Raw genomic sequence first — 19491 nt, 5'->3', positions numbered from 1 at the left:
CCACCGCTTCCCATGCATAGGCCCCGCCAAGAATGACCGATTCCGTCGTCACCCGCTTCGCTCCCTCGCCGACCGGCTTCCTCCATATCGGGGGCGCCCGCACGGCGCTGTTCAATTGGCTCTATGCGAAGAAACATGGCGGCAAGATGCTGCTGCGGATCGAGGACACCGACCGGGAGCGCTCCACCGAAGCCGCGATCGGCGCCATCCTCGACGGGTTGAAATGGCTCGAGCTCGGCTGGGACGGCGAGGTCATCTACCAGTTCAGCCGCGCCGCCCGTCACCGCGAGGTCGCCGAGCAGCTGCTCGCCGACGGCAAGGCCTATCGCTGCTACGCGACCGCCGAGGAGCTCGCCGCCATGCGCGAGAAGGCGCGCGCTGAAGGACGCACCCGCCTCTATGACGGCATGTGGCGCGACCGCGATGCCGCGACCGCCCCGTCCGACGTGAAACCGACCATCCGCCTGCGCGCGCCGCAGACCGGCGAGACCGTGATCGAGGATCAGGTCCAGGGCCGCGTGGTCTGGCAGAACGAAAACCTCGACGACCTCGTCCTCCTGCGCGGCGATGGCAACCCGACCTATATGCTCGCCGTGGTGGTCGACGACCACGACATGGGCGTCACCCATGTGATCCGCGGCGACGACCATCTGATCAACGCGGCCCGCCAGAAGCAGATTTACGATGCGATGGGCTGGACCCTGCCGAGCATGTCCCACATTCCCCTGATCCACGGCCCTGACGGCTCGAAGCTGTCCAAGCGGCACGGCGCGCTGGGCGTCGATGCCTACCGCGCCATGGGATACCTGCCGGCCGCGGTCCGCAATTACCTCGTCCGGCTGGGCTGGAGCCATGGCGACCAGGAGATCTTCTCGACCGAGGAGATGATCGCGGCGTTCGACCTCGCCAGCGTCGGCCGCGCCGCTGCCCGCTTCGATTTTGCCAAGCTGGAAAATCTCAACGGCCACTACATCCGCCACGCCGACGATCAATCACTCGTGAAGATGTTCGAGGACGTGCTCGACCATCTCGTGCCCAGCCGCGACGAGCTTAAGGCCAAGTTAAACGACAGCACGCGCGCACAGCTTCTCAAAGCCATGCCGGCCCTGAAGGAGCGCGCCAAGACGCTGATCGAGCTGATCGACGGCGCCTATTTCATCTTCGCCGACCGCCCCCTGGAGCTCGATCCCAAGGCGCAGGCGCTGCTGACACAAGAGAACCGCAAGCTGATCGGGCAGCTTCATTCCGCACTGGAGAAAGTCGAGACCTGGAGCGGCGCCACCACTGAAGCTGCGCTGCGCGCTTTCGCCGAGGAAAACAGTCTCAAGCTTGGCGCGGTCGCCCAGCCGCTCAGGGCTGCGCTGACCGGACGAACGACATCGCCTGGTATATTTGAGGTTTTGGACGTCCTGGGACGCCAGGAAAGCCTCGCCCGGCTCAAGGACCAGGCTACGACGTAAGTCGACCATGCGTGGGGTGATCTTGCAGCGCACACAGCAATAATATACCCATCTCCCCCGTACCTTCTGGAACTTCCGGCCTGCCCCATCATCTCGCAAGGGGCCTCCGGCTCCGGCCCGTTTCACCATACATCGGGGACCTACGATGGACGCAAAACCGAGCAATAAGACCGCTACGCTGACGGTCGGAAACAAGAACTACGATCTCCCGATCCATAGCGGCAGCGTCGGGCCTGATGTCATCGACATCGGCAAGCTCTACGGCCAGTCCGGCCTGTTCACCTATGATCCCGGCTTCACCTCCACCGCGAGCTGCCAGTCCAAGATCACCTATATCGACGGCGACGCCGGCGTGCTGGAATACCGTGGCTACCCGATCGAGCAGCTCGCCGAGAACGGCGACTTCCTCGAGACCTGCTATCTCCTGCTCTACGGGAACCTGCCGACTGCCGCGCAGAAGAAGGATTTCGACGACCGCGTGATCCATCACACGATGGTGCACGAGCAGATGGCCCGCTTCTTCCAGGGCTTCCGCCGCGACGCCCATCCGATGGCGGTGATGGTGGCCTCGGTCGGCGCGCTCGCCGCGTTCTATCACGACAGCACCGACATCAACGATCCGAAGCAGCGCATGATCGCGTCCATGCGCATGATCGCGAAGATCCCGACGCTGGCGGCGATGGCCTACAAGTATACCGTCGGCCAGCCCTTCGTGTATCCGAAGAACTCGCTCACGTTCTCCGAGAACTTCCTCAACATGTGCTTCGCCGTGCCGTGCGAGGACTACAAGATCAACCCGGTGCTGGCTGACGCGCTGGACAAGATCTTCATCCTGCACGCCGATCACGAGCAGAACGCCTCGACCTCGACGGTGCGCATCGCCGGCTCTTCCGGCGCCAACCCGTTTGCCTGCATCGCCGCCGGCATCGCCTGCCTGTGGGGCCCGGCGCATGGCGGCGCCAACGAAGCCGCGCTCGCGATGCTCGCCGAGATCGGTACCGTGGACAAGATCCCCGAGTTCATCGCCAAGGTGAAGGACAAGAACTCCGAAGTCCGCCTGATGGGCTTCGGCCACCGCGTCTACAAGAACTATGATCCGCGCGCCAAGATCATGCAGAAGATGTGTCACGCCGTGCTCAAGGAGACCGGCCATGGCGACGATCCGATGCTGAAGGTGGCGATGGAGCTGGAGAAGATTGCGCTCAGCGACCAGTACTTCATCGACCGCAAGCTCTACCCGAACGTCGACTTCTATTCGGGCATCACGCTGAAGGCGATGGGCTTCCCGGTCTCGATGTTCACCGTGCTGTTCGCGGTCGCCCGTACCGTCGGCTGGATCAGCCAGTGGAGCGAGATGATCGAGGATCCGCAGCAGAAGATCGGCCGTCCGCGCCAGCTCTACACCGGCGTCACTCGCCGCGACTACGTCGCGATCAAGGATCGCAAGTAAGATCGGACGGAAGTGTCCAACGAAACGGCGCCATCGCAAGATGGCGCCGTTTTTGTTTGTGCATCCACGCTTTGCTGCCACGCACAACAACAAATCCAGGCATCGCGCCGCCGAACGCTTGACAGTCGAAACGCACCGCGCGCATTCTTACACTAAGTAAGAATGACGACAGGGACGGAAATGCCGGAGCAGCCGAGAAGTCGGCGGCAGACGCGCGCTGCCATTTTGACTCATCTGCTACAGTCGGGCGGATCGTTTCGCCCGCCGCTGGCCAAGGCCGTGCGCCTGTCCGAGGCGAGCCTGTCGCGCATCCTGTTCGACCTGAAGGCCGAAGGCCTGATCGAGGAGGTGCGGCGCCCTGCCCCTTACGTCGGCGGCCCGACCGGTCTCGTGTCGCTCGATGGCTCGGTCGCCCTCGCAGCCTTCGAGCTGACCGCTCAGCGGCTCAGCGTCGGCGTGGGCGCCCTGTCGGGCGAACTGCACTACACCGAGCGTGTGCCGCTGCCGAATACGCCGACCGCCGAGACCGTCGGCCGGGCGTTTCGCGAAGCGATGACGTTGCTGCGCGACTGGACGCGGCGCCGCCGCATCACCCTCTCCCAGATCGGCGTCTCCATTCCCGGCCTCGGTCGTCTGAGCATATCGGCCAATCCGATCATTCCCTGCGACGTCGCACGCATCAGCGACATGTTCGGCGAGATGTTCGCCGGCGTGCCGCTGGCATTCACCAATTCGGTCGTCGCGCACGCCACCTTTCACCGCTGCCGCACGGAAAACTATCCGTTCAGCGACACCCATCTGTTCGTCTTCGTCAGCCAGGGCGTTGCCGGCGCCTGGATGGACGATCCAACCGAGGCCGACGCCCTGCAGCCGGTCGAGCTCGGCCACATGGTGTTCGGTCCCGACGGGCCACGCTGCCGCTGCGGCCACCACGGCTGCGTCGAGGCATACACGTCGCTTCCTGCCCTGGCCGAGCTCCTTGGCATTGCCGAAGCCGAATTGCTCGAGCTCGGCAGCGAATGGGTGACCACGATCCCGCTCTCGTCGCGCGTGCGCCAGGAGCTGCGGCGACGGCTGTTCCGGCTTGGCCTTGCGATCGGCAATACGTTGAACGTCAAGCCGTGCGGCGGCGTCGCGATCAGCGGCTGGCCGTCGCTTCTCTCCGATGACGATCGCAACGCTGTGGTCGAAGGAATTGACGCCTGCCTGCTGGGCGGCCGTAAACTGGCGCAAGTGTCCCTCGCCTTCGTTCCGCCCTCGACCGGCAACGATCCGCAGGCTGCGCTCGCCTTCGCCGCCTTTTGTCTCGCCAGCCGCGGCGGCATGCCGGCCAGCTCGACGGAGGCGGCCTGACATGCCCTGAGCCTGCGCGCCGTACGCGCCAATGCCTGTGCAAAGAACTTCACACCGGGAGGAACTGCCATGCCGATCACGACAACAAGGCGCCGTCTGCTCGCTGGATCTGCCGCCGCGCTCGCACTGCCCGCCTTTGCCCGGGCGCAAGGCGCGGCCAAGCCGCGCCTGACCGCGATCTCGCAATGGTCCGCCGGCAGCGACGGGGCTGCCATCACCGCGCTCGGCAAGAAATTCGAGGAGAAAGGCGGGGTTTGGCAGCATTCGCCCGTCCCCGGCTTCACCACCGAGATGATGAACAAGTTGCGCGCGCAGATCATGGCCGGCGATCCCCCGGCCTGTTCGCAACTCAAAGGTCCGGAGATCGCAGCCTGGTCGAAGATCGCCCCGACCGTCGATCTCGACGCCGTCGTCGCAGCCGCCGGTTACGAAAAGGTCGTCGCGCCTGACCTTGCGAAACTGCACAAGCCGGCCGGCAAGTGGATCGCCCTACCGTTACAGATCTACAGCACCAATATGCTGTTCCTGTCCAAACGCGCGATGGACAAGGCCAAGGCCGACAAGATTCCGGTCACATGGGCGGAGTTCAACGACCTCGCGGAAAAGATGAAGGCAGGCGGTGTCGCCGCTCCCATCGCCAACGGTGGCACCCGCCCGGACGACGGGCAAAAATTCGAGGCCGCTCTCGCCGGCATCAATCCCGCTGCTTACCGCGCCGCCATCATGAATCTCGACAAGAAGGCTCTGGAGGGTCCTGAGATCAAGGCTGCGTTCGCGCAGCTGCGCAAGATCGCCGACTGGATGGACCCCAATGTCGGCGCCCAGCACTTCTCGACCAATTTGAAGCGCTTCATCGACGGCGACATGGGCATGATGATCATGGGCGGATGGGCGCAAGGCGTATTGCGCAATGCCGGGTTCAAGTTTGAGGACTTCATGATTGCGCCAGGCCCCAGTGACAACGGCAAGCCGGTCTTCCTGTTGAATGCCGATGCCTTCATCTTCTGGCAGCGCAAGGAGGCGGACCTGCAGGCCGGTCAGACGCTGATGGCCCAGCTCGTCATGGATCCCGCAATCCAGACCATGTATTCGCAGATCACGGGATCGATCCCGGTACGCACCGATGTCGATCTGTCAGGTGAAGGCTGGTCCGAGGGGCAACGAACGACCGCAAAGGCCCTGAAGGACGCCATCGCCAGCAATCAGGCGGTCCTCAGCCTCGCGCACAACATGGCGCAGGAAAACGGCATGACCGCAGCGATGATCGACGTGATCACGGAATACGTGAAGAACAAGACGATCAAGCCCGAGCAGGCGGCCACTCGTCTCGCCGAGGCCGTCGAGGGCGCACGTTGAACAATGCGGCCGCGATGAGACCGGGCCGGCCGGCGCTTCCTGAATGGGTGCGCCGGCTGCCTGAATATCTGATGATCTGGGTGCCGCTGCTGTTGTCCGCCGCGCACCTCGTCTCGTTCTCATTGTGGACGATCTGGATCTCCTTCACACCATCCACCCTCGTCCCGGTCTCGGGCTGGGTGGGCCTTCGCAATTACTCGGCCGTCTTGGCATCGCGGAACTGGCAGATCGCGTTCGATAACCTGCTGCTGTTCGGCATCGCTTTCGTGGTGCTGAGTGCGACGACCGGCCTCATCCTTGCGATCCTGCTCGACCAGCGCATTCGCGGCGAAAACGTGCTGCGCTCCGTCTTCCTCTATCCCCTCGCGGTGTCCTTCGTGGTCACCGGCACGGTCTGGAGCTGGCTGCTCAATCCCGGCCTCGGGATCCAGAAGCTGGTCCACGATCTCGGCTGGACCTCCTTCAAGTTCGACTGGCTGATCGACCGCGACATGGCGATCTGGACCATCGTCATCGCCGCGATCTGGCAATCCTCCGGCTTTGCCATGGCACTCTTCCTCGCCGGCCTTCGCTCCGTCGACGTCGACATCATCAAGGCCGCGCAGATCGACGGCGCGGGACCGGCCCGCATCTACCGGCGCATCATCCTGCCGTCGCTGTGGCCGATCACCATCACCGTGGTGGTGATCCAGTTGCAGTTCGCGATTTCGACGTTCGACCTCGTCCGCGCGCTCACCAATGGCGGTCCGGGAATCGCGACCCAGTTGCCGGCGCTCGTCGTCTACGACCTGATGTTCCAGCGCAGCCTGCTTGGCCGCGGCGCGGCGGCGGCGGTGCTGATGTTGCTCATTCTGCTTGCGGTGCTGCTGCCCTATGCGGCGTGGCGATATATCCAGCGACGGCGGGCCGCCCATGCGTGACCGTTCCTTCGCGCCAAGCCGGATCTTGATCTATCTCGCCGTGTCGCTGATCGCGGCGGCCTGGCTCGCGCCGCTGGTCGTTGTGGTGCTGAACTCGCTCCGCAGCAACGAGGAGATCGCGCAGGCCTCGATGATCGGCTGGCCGCAGCAATGGGCTTGGAGCAATTACGCAACCGCCTGGAGCGGATTCTGCGTCGCCGAGACCTGCGCCGGCATCCGGCCGTACATGCTGAACTCGGCGCTCGTCACCATTCCCGCAACGATCTTCTCGACCCTGCTCGGTGCGATCGCCGGCTACGCCGTGTCGCTCTGGCGCTTCCGCGGCGACAACTGGATCTACGGCATCGTGACCCTGGGCCTTTTTCTTCCGCAGCAGATGCGTCTGCTGCCCTGGACCATCGTCCTGCGGGACATCGGCCTCATCAACACGTTGGCGGGTCTGGTGCTGATCCACACCATCCAGGGCCTCTCCTTCACCACACTGTTCTGCCGGAACTACTACGTCGCCATTCCCCCTGAATTGATCAGGGCCGCACGAATCGACGGCGCCGGCTTCTTCCGCATCTTCTGGCGCATCATCCTGCCGCTCTCGGGTCCGATCCTGATCGTCACGGTGATCTGGCAGTTCACCCATATCTGGAACGAGTTCCTCTATGGCGTGACATTCACGACCGGCCAGCAGCAGCCCGTCACGGCCGCCTTGATCGCGCTGTCTGCGGCTGTCGCGGATATCCCGCAGCATGGTGTGCAGAGTGCAGCGGTGATCATCGCAGCGCTGCCCACTCTGTTGATCTATCTCCTCGGCGGTAAGTACTTCGTCCGCGGCCTCACGGCCGGGGCCGTGAAATGATGGGATTGCCATGGCAGCACTGAGCATTCGCGCCCTGTCGAAGCGCTACGCCAATCTCGAGGTGCTGAAGGACATCGCGCTCGACATCGAGAGCGGCGAGTTCACCGTCCTGGTCGGCCCATCAGGCTGCGGCAAGTCCACGCTGCTCAACATCGTCGCCGGCCTCGATCGACCGAGCGCGGGAACGATCGAGATCGGCGGGCGCGTCGTCAACGACGTTCCGCCCAAGGACCGCGACATCGCCATGGTGTTCCAGTCCTACGCACTCTATCCCTCGATGACGGTGCGCCAGAACATCACCTTCGGCATGGAATGCCGCCACGTGCCCAAGGCCGCGCAGGACACTGCGGTCGCGAATGTCGCAAGACTGCTCCAGATCGAGCCGCTGCTCGGCCGCAAACCCTCGCAATTGTCCGGCGGCCAGCGCCAGCGCGTGGCGATGGGGCGCGCGCTGGTGCGCGATCCCCTGCTCTTCCTGTTCGACGAACCGCTGTCCAATCTCGACGCCAAGCTGCGCGTCGAGATGCGGATGGAGATCAAGCGACTGCACCAGCGCATCGGCGCCACCATCGTCTACGTCACCCACGACCAGATCGAGGCGATGACGATGGCGACGCGAATTGCGGTGATGCATCAAGGCAGCGTGCAGCAATTCGCCGACCCCGATACCGTGTACCGTTATCCCGCCAACCTGTTCGTCGCGCGCTTCATGGGCTCGCCGCCGATGAACACCATGCCGGCACGGCTCGAGACCGAAAATGACGGGCTGGTGGTCGTGATCGGCGCGGGCCGGCCGGACGAGATCCGTCTGCGCCTGAGGGACTATGACGGTGCAGCGTCCTTTGTCGGGCGGGAGGTGGTGTTCGGAATCAGGCCGGAATGCATTGCCGAGAGCAGCCGCGCCTTTTCGACAGACGCGCCCGTCCTCGTCGAGGCACCCGTGGAAATGGTCGAGCCGACCGGTGCCGAGACGATGGTCTCGCTGCGGCTCGGAGGTGAGCCGGCGATGGCGCGCATCTCGCCCGATATCCGGCCCGTGCCCGGCGCGTCCGCCTCTTTCGCGCTCGACACCCGCCGCGTTTGCCTGTTCGACCCCGAGACGGAGCGACTGATCGCATGACCAAGACGACCTATTCAGGCCTCGCCGACCGCGTGGTGCTGATCACCGGCGGCGCCAGCGGCATCGGTGCCGCCTTCGTGCGCGCCTTCGCCGCCCAGCGCGCCCGGGTCGCTTTCCTCGATATCGACCAGACGGCGGGCAGAGCGCTGGTTGACGAGGTGGCTGAAGCTACCGAGACCACGCCGCTGTTCGTGCCCTGCGATCTGCTGGACGTCGACGCGTTGCGCGCCGGCTTGGCGGAGATCCAGCGATCGCTCGGTGACGCCGCGGTGCTCGTCAACAACGCCGCCAACGACCAGCGCCAGGTGCTGGCGGAGGTGACACCCGCCGAGTTCGACTGGATGATCGGCGTCAATCTCAAGCACGTCTTCTTCGCCGCGCAAGCGGTGGTGCCGCAGATGCAGGCGCGCGGCGGCGGCTCGATCATCAACATGTCCTCGATCGCCTGGATGCGCGGCGCGCCGGCGCTGCCGGTCTACGCCGCGGCGAAAGCGGCGATCGTCGGCTTCACCAATTCGCTGGCGCGGTCGGTCGGTCCCGACCGCATTCGCGTCAACGCGATCGCGCCGGGCATGGTGATCACCGAGCGCCAGCGCCGGCTGTGGTATCCGGACGATCGGGTCATCGCCGAGATGCGCTCGCGTCAGGCCGTTCCCGATGCCGTGACGCCCGAGGACATCGCCAACATGGCGCTGTTCCTCGCCTCCGACGAAAGCCGGCGCATCACTGGACAGTGTTTTCGGGTGGATGGCGGCGTTGCGTAGGGGCGTGCACTTCTTGCTCATCCGGGTTGCTTTCCCAGGGAGACGTCAAGCTGACGACGATGCATGCCGCCCTTGAGCCAATAAGAGACGTCGCCCCTGCCTACTTCGCGGCCAAACGAGAGACAGCATTCAATCACGTGATCCGCGTTTTGCGGAGCGACCCACCCGCCCTGCCTCCCCACAAATAGCTGCTTCTGCGCTGGCACCCCTCGGTGACCGAGAGCCTTACGGCCGGATGGGTCTGACAGGCTTGCTTCCCTACACAAGCTGCCAGTTACTGTTGACTCGCATCGCGAATGGGCAAATCCTCCCCACGACAAGATTGCCATCGCTAATTTCAGAATTACGAAACTTCGGCGGCCCGATCCTTATCGGCGCCGTCCAGCCAAATTTTCTGGAGAAAACGGAGGGCACGATGCGCGCGCTCGTCTTGAGAACCGCCTCTCTTCTCGTCCTCGCTACCCTGGCCTCGATCCCAACCACGCCTGCAGCCCGCGCAGAGGACGGGACCGAAGAGCAGTTTGGCAAGGTGCACTTCCGGACCACTTGCAACGAGGTCGCGCAGCGCCGCTTTGACCGCGGCATGCGCTATCAGCACTCGTTCTGGTACCGACCAGCGAAAGAGATTTTCCAGGAGACGTTGCAGGCCGATCCGGAATGCGCGATCGCCTATTGGGGCATTGCCTTGAGCCTGCTTTATAACCCGCATTTTCCCGCGCCGAAGGAAAACCTCACTGAGGGCGCCGCCGCGCTGCAGAAGGCCAAGGCGCTCGGCGCCAAGAGTGAACGCGAACGCGACTATATCGACGCGTTGCTCGCCTTCTATTCGGGAGACGAAAAGACGACGTTTGGCCAACGCGCGCAGGCCTATCTCAAGGCGGCCGAAGCCGTCGCCGCGCGCTATCCCGATGATGACGAGGCGCAGATCGCCTACGCCATCACACTGAATGTCACGGCATCGCCAAACGACAAGACCTATGCCAACCAGCTCAAGGGCGCTGCCATTCTGGAGCCGATCTTCAAGCGGCAGCCGCGGCACCCCGGCGTGGCACACTACTTGATCCACCTCTACGACTATCCCGCGATCGCGGAGAAAGGTCTCGATGCTGCGAAGCGCTATTCCGAGATCGCGCCCGCAGCGCCGCACGCTTTGCATATGCCATCGCACATCTTCACGCGCGTCGGCTACTGGAACGAATCCATCGAGGCCAATAGCCGTTCCGCCAAGGCCGCCAAGGAGGGCAAGGACGCCGGCGAGCAGTTGCATGCCAACGACTATATGGTCTACGCCCTGCTCCAGCTGGCGCAGGACAGCCGAGCCCGCGACGTCATTGCGGACATGGTTGCGACCACGGGCTACGCGCCGGCCGTCCGCGCCGGCCCCTACGCGATAGCGGCCAGCCAGGCGCGTTACATGGTCGAGCGCGGCGATTGGCAGGGCGCGGCCGCGCTGAAGGTCGAGCCGAGCCGGTTTGCCTACGTCGATGCGATCACCTATTTCGCCCGCGCCATGGGCGCCGCGCGTTCCGGCAATGCCGACGCAGCAACGGCGGACATCGCCAAGCTGGCGGAGCTGCGGGACAAGCTGCAGCAGGACAAGGACGCCTATTGGGCCGAGATCGTCGACATTCAGCGGCAGGTGGCCACAGCTTGGCAGCTCAATGCCCAAGGAAAGCAGGCGGAAGCGTTGGAGGCGATGCGCCTGGCCGCCGATGCCGAAGATAAGACCGAAAAATCCATCGTGACGCCAGGACCGCTTGCCCCGGCACGCGAGCTTTACGGCACCATGCTGCTCGAGCGTGGCGAGGCCAATGAGGCACTGGCTGCGTTCGAAAGCACCATGCGCAAGGAGCCGAACCGCTTTGGCGCGACGGTCGGAGCCGCTCACGCCGCCGCGAAGGCGGGGGACGCCGTGAAGTCACGCCAGTACTACCGGAAAGTCGTGGACATGGCCCGCGATGGCGACCCTGCGCGAGCGGACCTCGCGGCCGCACGAAACTTCATGGCTCAGAATTAGCAAAAGTGCCGCGATGGCTTCCATGCGCCTGGCGAGCAAATTCGTTGCGATCAGCGCAGCAACCGCCCTGCTCTGCGCGGCTGCGGCGGTCTGGATCTTGCGATCCGGCGAACCGGCACGCGCAACAGCGGCGTACGGTGAGGTCCGCCCGGTGTGGACGGAAACCGACTGGCCTTTCGGCGCAGATCCCTGGGGGAGAGGAAAGGCGTTCCGCTGCAAGGCCGCTGATTGCGGCACCGAGGTCCAGCTCTACGTTCGCGCCAAGCTGGGCTTTTGCAATTGCGCCACGGGCGTCGCCGACGATTCCGACCTGGACCAGATGGGCGACCTTGCGCTGGTCGGCAAGGCAACGCCGACCGGGGCGGGCCGCGAGATCATCGTCGGTCCGATGCGCGGCCGCAGTCGGACCTATCGCATCGAAGGGAATAGCAAAGCCGCACTTTCACTCGCTTTCAATCAGCGCTGTGACATGGTGGCAGCGGTGGCTTTGGTCGGGTCGGACGCGCCCGCATTCGCGGAGCCGACGGTCCTGGCGTTCCTCAATAGCGACCGCATGTTGCAATGGGCCGAGATCGCACTTGGCTTGTGACCAGGCGCAATTCGAATTCCATCGGTTTCAGAAGCATAGAACTGACGATACGCCTTAGCTCACGCCCCTGCCTTTCCGCATCGTGGCGAGCACAATATCGGCCGCCAGCACGCTCGGTGACTTGTTGCCGGTCGACATGATCTGATCGAGCTGGGCGAAGGCGTCGACCTGTCGCCGCCGCAGCGGAGAATCCGTCAGCACGTCATGAAGCGCGAGCGCCAGCTTCTCCGGCGTGCACTCCTCCTGCAAGTACTCCGGAATGACGTCCCTTCCGATCACGAGATTGGCGAGGATCACCGAGGAGACGCGGATCGCGCGGCGCAGAATGAAGGCCTCGATGGCGCCGACGCGGTAGGCCGTCACCATCGGAATGCCAGATAGCGCGAGCTCCAGCGTCACAGTGCCGGATTTGGCCAGCGCCGCATGAGCGATGCGGAAGGCGGCGCGCTTCTCGTTCTCGCCGGTCACGATTCTCGGCTTGACCGGCCAGCTCGCGATGCCCTCACGGATGGTGGCTTCGAGGTGCGGCATGGTCGGCAGCATCAGCTCGAACGCGCGCCCCTCCGCCTTCAGGCGGCCGAGCGTTGCACCGAACACTTCGAGATGATGCCTGACCTCGCTGCGACGGCTGCCGGGCAGCACCAGCAGCACCGGCGGCTCGCTGTTACGGCGCGCCTGCTCCTCGGCGCTCGGCCGCAGCGAGGACAATTGCTCGACTAAGGGATGGCCGACATAGCTGCACGGCGGTCCGCCGAGCTTGCGGTATTCCTCCGGCTCGAACGGCAGGAGACCAAGGACGTGGTCGACATAGCCGAGCATGGTCCGCGCCCGTCCCGGCCGCCATGCCCACAGCTGCGGCGAGACATAGTCGACGACGGGGATCGCGGGATTCTTCGCGCGCACGCGGCGGGCGACGCGATGGGTGAAATCGGGACTGTCGATGATGACGAGCGTGTCCGGCGCGGCCTCCAGCACGGCGTCGGCCGTCTCGCGGATCAGCCGCAGGATCTTCGGCAATTGCTGCACGACCGCGGCGAAGCCGACGATCGAGAGCTCTTCGATCGGAAACAGCGATTCCATCCCCTCGCGCGCCATGGTGCGGCCGCCGACGCCTGCGAATTCGACGCCGTCGCCGAGGCGCTGGCGCAGCACCTTCATCAAGGCACTGCCGAGCCGGTCGCCGGATTCCTCGGTGGCGATCAGGAATATCTTGCGCTTGGGATCGCGCGACTGCATCACGCCGGCAGACCAATGACGAAGAGATATTTCGCGTCGGCCAGCGCGATCATCGCCTGCGGCTCGGCGGCGATGGTGTTGCCGGCGATGACGGCGATGCCGGCCAGACCTGCGGTGGCAACACCTTCGAGCGTGCGCGGGCCGATCGTCGGCAGATCGAAGCGCAGGTCCTGGCCGCTCTTGGGCGCCTTCACCAGCACGCCGCGACCCGCGGCGGCGCGGATGCGCCCCTCTTCGCGCAGCCGCCTGACGCGCGCGAGCAGCGCGTCGGTGCCCTCGATGTCCTCGACCGCCACGACATGTCCGTCGATCACAACGGCGGCTTGGCCGATATCGAACGGCCCGAGCGCGGTCAGCACCGCACGGCCGCGCTCGATGTCTGTCTTGCTGTTGTCGTTCGGCCAGGCGCGGCTGATGCAGCCCTCGGGCATCAGCAGATCGGGCGCGACGTCCTTGATGCCGACCATGCGAAAGCCGCCCTGCTCAAGGATGCGGCCGACACCGGACAAGAGATGATCGTCGCCGCCGCGGAAGGCGCGGATGACGTTGCCGAGCAGGCGCAGCGTCGTGACGTCGAACCTTATTTCGGTCAACGAGGGCCGCACCAGCGTGCCGATGAAGATCAGGTCGCGGCAGCCCTCCTCGCGGAACAGCCGCATCGCGCGGCCGAGCTGGCCGACCGAAATCCAGCGGTGGCGGAATTTCTCCACCCGCGCCGGATCGCAGGCCCCCCGAAGCGGAAACAGCACCGGCGTGATGCCGCGCGTCGCAAGCGAGTCCGCAACCGCGAACGGCATCGCGCCGCCGCCGGCGACGATGCCGACCGGCGAAGACGTCTCAGAAGCCGCCGATGTCATGCCCGCGGCCATCTCGACATCACTTCGCGATGGCAGGAAGACAGAGCGGGCGCTTACCCTTGCCGATGAAGTCGAGGATCTCGGCGATCGCCGGATCCTCGCCCGCGAGCGGCCTTGATGCCTCCAGTCGCTCGGCGAAGGTGCCGGGGCCGTGGAAGAGCTTTTGGTAGAACCCGCGCACGGTCGCCAGCCGCTGCTTGGTGAACTTGCGCCGCTTCATCCCGATCAGGTTGAGGCCCTCCAGCACCGCATATTGGCCGTTGGCGAGGCCAAACGGGATGATGTCGTCGCGCACGCCGCACACCCCGCCGACCATGACCTGCGGCCCGATACGGGTAAACTGATGCACGGCGGACAGCCCGCCGATGAAGACGAAGTCGCCGATCTCGCAATGACCGCCGAGCGTTGCCGACGTCGCGAAGATGACGTCATTGCCGACATGGCAATCGTGGCCGACATGGCTGCAATTCATGAAATAGCCGCGGTCGCCAACCGTGGTGACCCCGCCGCCGGCGACGGTCCCCGCGTTCATGGTCACGGATTCGCGGATGGTGCAGCCCGAACCGATCTTGAGCTGTGTCAGCTCGCCCCGGTAGCTGAGCGACTGCGGCGGCGTGCCGAGTGAGGCGAACGGGTAGATGGTGCAATCGTCGCCGATCGTGGTCTGCGCGGTGATGTGCACATGCCCGATCAGCTTGCAGTTCGCGCCGATCACGACATGCGGGCCGATGATGCAATAGGGTCCGATCTCGGTGCCCTCGCCGATCACGGCGCCGTCCGCGACCCGTGCGGTGGGATCAATTGTGCTCATCAAGCCAATCTTACTCGTTAGGAAGCGCTGACTATGTGTTGAAGTCGCTTAGTTTTCCGGTGGTTAGCGCGACTATGCCCGATCTGTCCAGTGACGTATCATCTCTGCCTGTTTCAAGGTTCGGATGAGGCGCCTTCCCGGCGCCTCAACACCTTCATGTGGAGCTTCAGCACGCGTGGTCAGGGCCCTGGCATTTCTGCTCGTACAGCTCGCAGCCGGACCGATCGTGTCCGAGATGGTCGAGACCGGCGATCGCCGCCCGATCGACCTCGCGACATTCGAGTGCCGCGACATCAGTCGCAGCACGGTGCTTCAACGTGTCTGCTACGACCGCGCGCAGCACGACCTCGTCGTCGCGACCGGCGGCTTCTATGCGCGCTATTGCGGCGTCGCGGCCGAGACGGTCGACCGCCTCCTGGGCGCGCCGTCCATGGGCCAGTTCTTCAACCGGCATATTAGGCGCGAGGCGGCCGGCGGCCGCTACGATTGCAACGCGTGAGCCCCGGCCCGCGCCAGCTCAGTCCGTCAGCATCGCGCCGACATCGGCTTCCGCAACCACCTGCCCGTTGACCTTGGCATCGCCGTGAAACCACCACATGGCCTTGCGGCGGCCGACCGAGCGCATGTGGTACTCGATGGTGTCGCCGGGCAGCACGGGCTTGCGGAACTTGCACTTGTCGATGGTGAGGAAATAAACCGCCCGCGGTTTCTCCGTGCCTTCGACCGACTTGATGCCGATCACGCCAGCGGTCTGCGCCATCGCCTCGATCATCATGACGCCGGGATAGACCGGGCGCTCCGGGAAATGCCCCTGGAAGGCCGGCTCGTTGAAGGTGACGTTCTTGATGCCGATGCCGCTGTAGTCGGCGCGGATGTTGATCACGCGGTCGATCAACAGCATCGGAAAGCGGTGCGGCAGGGTCTGGAGGATGGCGTTGATATCCACCAGCTCGAACTTAACAGGTGATTCCGCCGTCATTCCCGTCCCTCGTCCTTCGCATCGGCCTTGCTGTCGCGCACCAGGCGCTCCACCGCGATGATCTCCTTGAACCACTGCTTGGTCGGTTTGGCAAAGAAGCCACCCCAGCGTCCGCCAGCCGGGATGTCGTCCTTGACGCCGCTCATCGCGGTGACCTGGGCCCCATCTCCGATCTTGAGGTGGTTGTTGATGCCAACCTTGGCTCCCAGCGCAACGTTGTCGCCGATGGTCAGGCTGCCGGCGAGACCGATCTGAGCCGCCAGCAGGCAATTCCGGCCGATGGTCACATTGTGGCCGATCTGGACCTGATTGTCGATTTTGGTGCCCTCCCCGATCACGGTGTCGCGCAAGGATCCGCGATCGATGGTGGTGCCGGCGCCGACCTCCACATTGTTCTGGATCAGCACGCGGCCGGTCTGCGGCACCTTCAGATGGCCCTCGGGGCCGAAGAAGATGAAACCGTAACCGTCCTGGCCGATCGAGCAGCCGGGATGGATCAGCACGTCGTTGCCGATCAGCGCGCACTGGATGGCGGTACGGGCACCGACATTGCAGTCCCGGCCGATCTTGACCCCGGGACCGATCACCGCCCCGGCGCCGACCACCGTGCCGCTGCCGATCTCGACATCCGGGCCGATCACCGCCAGGGGATCGACGATCACGCCGTCCTCGAGCCGGGCCGTGGGATCGATGATCGCGGACGGTGCGATACCGTCATTGCCGACCCAGGATTGCGGCCTGAGCGCATCGCCGTGCCATTCCCGCGCGAGCCTGACGAAGGCCCGGAACGGTTGCGTCACCCGCAGCACAGCCACATGCGCGGGCACCTGGGCCTCGAAGCGCGGGCTCACCAGGCACGCGCCGGCCTTGGTCGCCTTGAGCTCGTCGGCGTATTTCAAATTGTCGAAGAACGCCAAATGCATCGGCCCCGCTTCGTCGAGCGAAGCAAGGCCTGTGATGACGTTACCGCCTCTGCCCGGATCGACCAGCTGCGCCTGAATCAGCGTAGCGATGTCAGCCAGGGCTGAGGCAGGCGGCTTTGTGAAGAAGATCGGCTGCGCCATTCCACCCCGTCGCGGTCCGGCTTCGGCATGAAGCGGTCAGGCCGCATCATGCCCCATCTCTTGGAATGGCACGATCCCTTTCGGAAACCGGCTCCAGCGATCCGGATCGTGCCGTGCTGATCGAACTAGAACGTGGTGCCGCCGCCGAACCGGAACTCCTGCGTGCGGTCGTACTTGCCCTTGCTGAGCGGCACGGCGTAGTCGAAGCGCAGCGGACCGAACGGCGACTGCCAGATCAGGCCGACACCGACCGAGGACCGAACCACCTTGCTGTCGTCGTAGACGAGGCCGGTACAGGTTCCGGTGCTGGACGGATTGATGCTCGAGGGGATACAGCCGGGTGCATTGACCTCGTTGGTCGTGGTCCAGCTCGTCGGCCCCTTATAATCGTAGAGACCGCCGGCATCGGCATACACCGCGCCCTTCAGACCCACTTCCTTCGGCAGGAACCAGAACGGCATCTGCAGTTCGAGCGAAGCGCCCCAGTACTTGGTGCCGCCGAGCGCGTCCTGGCTACCGAAGGGGTTCAGATCGCGCGGGCCGATGCCGTTCGGGGCAAAACCGCGAACCAGATTCGGACCCATCTGGAAGTGGTCGAGCATGCGCAGATCGGTGCCGATCTTGTTCAGCATGCCGCTCTGCACGCGGACGAGGCCGACGATGTCGGACACCAGCGGCGTATAGTACTTCGCGTCGATCACCGACTTCAGATAGGAGACGTCGCCGCCGACGCCGGCGAAATCCTGACGGAAGTCGACGAGCAGACCATCGGTGGGGTTCTTGTTGTTGTCGAGCGTGTTGTAGGTCAGCGTGTAGCCGAGCGCGGAGGTCAGGGTCTTGCCGTTGGCAAGCTCCTTGCGCACCGGCAGCGAGGCTTCGCCGTCGTTGTAGCAGCCGAGGCCGTTGGTGGAGGCGAGACTAATGCCATTGGCAGCGGCGTAAGCCGGGCTCGGGTTGAACGCCGAGGAGAGCGGGTCGTTGTTACAGTTCGCCAGATAGCCCGGCAGCGTGATTTCCTGCTGGTAGATCGAGTAGCGCAGCTGCAGCGCCAGATCTTCACGCAGGGAGAAGCCGAGGCGCGGCGAGAAGCCGATCGTCTTGGTGCCGTAGGAGATGTAGCTGTTGGACAGCTGCTGGCGCTGATAGAGGTCGAGGCCGAGCGCGACGCGGTAGTCGAGCAGATACGGCTCGACGAACGACAGCGAGTAGCCGCGTGCGTACTGGCCATAGGTCACGGCCGCCTTGGCGAACAGGCCGCGGCCGAGCAGATTGCGCTCGGCAACCGAGACTTCGGCCAGCGCACCGTCCGTCGTGGAGTAACCGCCCGAGACCGAGAAGTCGCCGGTCGATTTCTCTTCCATGTCGACGATCAGGATCACGCGGTCGGTCGACGAGCCGGGCTCCGTCGTGATCTTCACGCTCTTGAAATAGTCGAGGTTCTTCAGGCGCCGCTCGGCACGGTCGACCAGCGCGCGGTTGTAGGCATCGCCCTCGGAGAGGTCGAACTCGCGACGGATCACGTAGTCGCGCGTGCGCGTGTTGCCGCGCAGATTGATGCGCTCGATATAGGTGCGCGGGCCCTCGTCGATGTTGAACACGACGGAGACGGTGTGCGCCTCGAAGTTGCGGTCGCCACCGGGCCGGACCACGGCGAAGGCATAGCCGCGCCGCGAGGCCTCGATCTGCATCTCCTCGACCGACTTCTCGACCGACTCGACATTGTAGAGAGAGCCGGCATTGACGCGGGAATAGCCGCGCATCGAGTTGGGATCGAAGTTCGGAATGCTGGAGCGGAATTCGACCGCGCCAACGCGGTACTGAAAGCCTTCCTCGATCTTGAAGGTGACGTTGAAGCCCTTCTTCTCGGGATCGTATTCGGTGAGCGCGGCCACGACCTGGACGTCGGCGAAACCGTGCTTGAGATAGAAGCGGCGGATCAGGTCGCGGTCGGCTTCGACGCGATCGGGATCATAGACGTCGCCGCTGCCGAGGAAGCTCAGCAGGTTCGTTTCGCGCGTCTTGATGATGTCCCTGAGACGATAGGACGAGAACGCAACGTTGCCGACGAACTCGATCGATTTGACGCCGGTCTTGACGCCCTCCTCGACCGTGAAGATGAGATCGACGCGGTTGTTCGGCTGCTCGATGATTTCGGGCGTGACGCGCACGTCGTAGCGGCCCGACCGGCGATAGATTTCGGCGATTCGCAGCGTGTCGGACTGCACCATGGCGCGGGAGAAGGTGCCGCGCGCCTTGGACTGGACTTCAGCGGTGAGCTGTTCGTCCTTGATCTTCTTGTTGCCCTCGAAGGCGATCCGGCCGATCACCGGGTTTTCCACCACCGAGACGATGATCTGGCCACCGGCGCCGCGGTTGATCCTGACGTCCTGGAACAGGCCGGTCTCGATCAACGCCTTGAGGCCGTCGTCGACGGCGCCTTGATCCAGGCGACCGCCCGGACCGGGCTTGAAGTAGGAGCGGATCGTCTCCACCTCGACGCGGCGATTTCCTTCGACGGAAATCGACTGAACGGTCTGAGCGAGCGCAGACGAAGACACAAAAACAGCCCCGACCGGGGCAACCACCGGCGCGCCGAACATGATCAGGGTTGCGAGCAAGCCCCCCCGGAGTCGCAGTCCAAACTTCATCGCGCAACGCGCCCTTA

17 protein-coding genes are annotated in these 19491 nt (G+C 64.5%); 11 read left to right on the top strand and 6 right to left on the bottom strand.

Annotated elements, in window-relative coordinates:
- The first annotated feature begins 32 nt into the window (after positions 1-32).
- The 10 genes from gltX to RX330_RS18410 all read left to right on the top strand — a co-directional run bounded on the left by gltX (position 33) and on the right by RX330_RS18410 (position 11879).
- The gene (gltX, locus tag RX330_RS18455) at positions 33-1460 is read left to right on the top strand and encodes a glutamate--tRNA ligase (RefSeq protein WP_212090122.1); all 1428 of its coding nucleotides are present in this window, start codon (positions 33-35) and stop codon (positions 1458-1460) included.
- 145 nt (positions 1461-1605) lie between these two features.
- A complete protein-coding gene (gene gltA / locus RX330_RS18450) occupies positions 1606-2910 on the top strand; it encodes a citrate synthase (RefSeq protein WP_212090119.1) in 1305 nt (434 codons plus the stop codon).
- Positions 2911-3090: 180 nt separating this feature from the next.
- Positions 3091-4263 (top strand): ROK family transcriptional regulator, encoded by a 1173-nt coding sequence (locus tag RX330_RS18445; RefSeq protein WP_317243926.1) that lies wholly within the window; start codon positions 3091-3093, stop codon positions 4261-4263.
- A gap of 69 nt (positions 4264-4332) precedes the next feature.
- Complete coding sequence (locus RX330_RS18440) at positions 4333-5619, top strand: ABC transporter substrate-binding protein (protein ID WP_317239350.1); 1287 nt, start codon at positions 4333-4335, stop codon at positions 5617-5619.
- 14 nt (positions 5620-5633) lie between these two features.
- Entirely contained in the window at positions 5634-6539 is a 906-nt protein-coding gene (locus RX330_RS18435) for a carbohydrate ABC transporter permease (RefSeq protein ID WP_317243925.1), read from the top strand.
- Positions 6532-7389 carry a carbohydrate ABC transporter permease gene (locus RX330_RS18430; protein WP_317239349.1) on the top strand — a complete coding sequence of 286 codons (858 nt, stop codon included), beginning with the start codon at positions 6532-6534 and terminating at the stop codon, positions 7387-7389. The genes RX330_RS18435 and RX330_RS18430 overlap by 8 nt, the downstream gene beginning before the upstream one ends.
- Positions 7390-7399: 10 nt before the next feature.
- On the top strand, positions 7400-8509 hold the full coding sequence (locus tag RX330_RS18425; RefSeq protein WP_212090104.1) for an ABC transporter ATP-binding protein: 1110 nt from the start codon (positions 7400-7402) through the stop codon (positions 8507-8509).
- Positions 8506-9273 (top strand): SDR family NAD(P)-dependent oxidoreductase, encoded by a 768-nt coding sequence (locus RX330_RS18420; RefSeq protein ID WP_317239348.1) that lies wholly within the window; start codon positions 8506-8508, stop codon positions 9271-9273. The genes RX330_RS18425 and RX330_RS18420 overlap by 4 nt, the downstream gene beginning before the upstream one ends.
- Positions 9274-9688: 415 nt before the next feature.
- Positions 9689-11290, top strand: a complete 1602-nt coding sequence (locus RX330_RS18415; protein WP_317239347.1) for a hypothetical protein — start codon at positions 9689-9691, stop codon at positions 11288-11290.
- The gene (locus RX330_RS18410) at positions 11232-11879 is read left to right on the top strand and encodes a hypothetical protein (protein WP_317239346.1); all 648 of its coding nucleotides are present in this window, start codon (positions 11232-11234) and stop codon (positions 11877-11879) included. The genes RX330_RS18415 and RX330_RS18410 overlap by 59 nt, the downstream gene beginning before the upstream one ends.
- A gap of 54 nt (positions 11880-11933) precedes the next feature.
- On the opposite strand, the gene lpxB is transcribed toward RX330_RS18410, so the two are convergent.
- Genes lpxB through lpxA form a run of 3 tightly spaced genes read right to left on the bottom strand, consistent with a single transcriptional unit; the run spans position 11934 to position 14783 of the window.
- Positions 11934-13118 carry a lipid-A-disaccharide synthase gene (gene lpxB / locus RX330_RS18405; RefSeq protein WP_317239345.1) on the bottom strand — a complete coding sequence of 395 codons (1185 nt, stop codon included), beginning with the start codon at positions 13116-13118 and terminating at the stop codon, positions 11934-11936.
- The gene (locus tag RX330_RS18400; RefSeq protein WP_317243924.1) at positions 13115-13972 is read right to left on the bottom strand and encodes an LpxI family protein; all 858 of its coding nucleotides are present in this window, start codon (positions 13970-13972) and stop codon (positions 13115-13117) included. The genes lpxB and RX330_RS18400 overlap by 4 nt, the downstream gene beginning before the upstream one ends.
- A 19-nt stretch (positions 13973-13991) precedes the next feature.
- Positions 13992-14783 (bottom strand): acyl-ACP--UDP-N-acetylglucosamine O-acyltransferase, encoded by a 792-nt coding sequence (gene lpxA, locus RX330_RS18395; protein ID WP_317239344.1) that lies wholly within the window; start codon positions 14781-14783, stop codon positions 13992-13994.
- Between the two features lie 175 nt (positions 14784-14958).
- Here lpxA and RX330_RS18390 point away from each other — a divergent pair, with 175 nt between their 5' ends.
- The gene (locus RX330_RS18390) at positions 14959-15282 is read left to right on the top strand and encodes a KTSC domain-containing protein (protein WP_317239343.1); all 324 of its coding nucleotides are present in this window, start codon (positions 14959-14961) and stop codon (positions 15280-15282) included.
- An 18-nt stretch (positions 15283-15300) separates the two neighbouring features.
- Here the strand turns inward: RX330_RS18390 and fabZ are convergent, their stop codons facing one another.
- The 3 genes from fabZ to bamA all read right to left on the bottom strand — a co-directional run bounded on the left by fabZ (position 15301) and on the right by bamA (position 19474).
- Positions 15301-15762, bottom strand: a complete 462-nt coding sequence (gene fabZ, locus RX330_RS18385; protein WP_018320213.1) for a 3-hydroxyacyl-ACP dehydratase FabZ — start codon at positions 15760-15762, stop codon at positions 15301-15303.
- Positions 15759-16826 carry a UDP-3-O-(3-hydroxymyristoyl)glucosamine N-acyltransferase gene (gene lpxD, locus RX330_RS18380; protein ID WP_212090081.1) on the bottom strand — a complete coding sequence of 356 codons (1068 nt, stop codon included), beginning with the start codon at positions 16824-16826 and terminating at the stop codon, positions 15759-15761. Before lpxD ends, fabZ begins: the two co-directional genes overlap by 4 nt.
- 125 nt (positions 16827-16951) lie before the next feature.
- Positions 16952-19474 carry an outer membrane protein assembly factor BamA gene (gene bamA / locus RX330_RS18375; RefSeq protein ID WP_212090077.1) on the bottom strand — a complete coding sequence of 841 codons (2523 nt, stop codon included), beginning with the start codon at positions 19472-19474 and terminating at the stop codon, positions 16952-16954.
- Positions 19475-19491: the final 17 nt, after the last annotated feature.

Source organism: Bradyrhizobium sp. NDS-1, assembly GCF_032918005.1.
Lineage (GTDB): Bacteria > Pseudomonadota > Alphaproteobacteria > Rhizobiales > Xanthobacteraceae > Bradyrhizobium > Bradyrhizobium tunisiense.
Note: the sequence above shows the minus strand (reverse complement) of the source record. Positions and strands in the feature narration are given on the sequence as shown.

Excerpts from the sequence above, each read along its gene's own strand:
- gltX (WP_212090122.1), top strand. The coding sequence starts at position 33 with ATGACCGATTCCGTCGTCACCCGCTTCGCTCCCTCGCCGACCGGCTTC.
- gltA (WP_212090119.1), top strand. The coding sequence starts at position 1,606 with ATGGACGCAAAACCGAGCAATAAGACCGCTACGCTGACGGTCGGAAAC.
- RX330_RS18445 (WP_317243926.1), top strand. The coding sequence starts at position 3,091 with ATGCCGGAGCAGCCGAGAAGTCGGCGGCAGACGCGCGCTGCCATTTTG.
- RX330_RS18440 (WP_317239350.1), top strand. The coding sequence starts at position 4,333 with ATGCCGATCACGACAACAAGGCGCCGTCTGCTCGCTGGATCTGCCGCC.
- RX330_RS18435 (WP_317243925.1), top strand. The coding sequence starts at position 5,634 with ATGAGACCGGGCCGGCCGGCGCTTCCTGAATGGGTGCGCCGGCTGCCT.
- RX330_RS18430 (WP_317239349.1), top strand. The coding sequence starts at position 6,532 with ATGCGTGACCGTTCCTTCGCGCCAAGCCGGATCTTGATCTATCTCGCC.
- RX330_RS18425 (WP_212090104.1), top strand. The coding sequence starts at position 7,400 with ATGGCAGCACTGAGCATTCGCGCCCTGTCGAAGCGCTACGCCAATCTC.
- RX330_RS18420 (WP_317239348.1), top strand. The coding sequence starts at position 8,506 with ATGACCAAGACGACCTATTCAGGCCTCGCCGACCGCGTGGTGCTGATC.
- RX330_RS18415 (WP_317239347.1), top strand. The coding sequence starts at position 9,689 with ATGCGCGCGCTCGTCTTGAGAACCGCCTCTCTTCTCGTCCTCGCTACC.
- RX330_RS18410 (WP_317239346.1), top strand. The coding sequence starts at position 11,232 with ATGGCGACCCTGCGCGAGCGGACCTCGCGGCCGCACGAAACTTCATGG.
- RX330_RS18400 (WP_317243924.1), bottom strand. The coding sequence starts at position 13,972 with ATGACATCGGCGGCTTCTGAGACGTCTTCGCCGGTCGGCATCGTCGCC.
- lpxA (WP_317239344.1), bottom strand. The coding sequence starts at position 14,783 with ATGAGCACAATTGATCCCACCGCACGGGTCGCGGACGGCGCCGTGATC.
- fabZ (WP_018320213.1), bottom strand. The coding sequence starts at position 15,762 with ATGACGGCGGAATCACCTGTTAAGTTCGAGCTGGTGGATATCAACGCC.
- lpxD (WP_212090081.1), bottom strand. The coding sequence starts at position 16,826 with ATGGCGCAGCCGATCTTCTTCACAAAGCCGCCTGCCTCAGCCCTGGCT.
- bamA (WP_212090077.1), bottom strand. The coding sequence starts at position 19,474 with ATGAAGTTTGGACTGCGACTCCGGGGGGGCTTGCTCGCAACCCTGATC.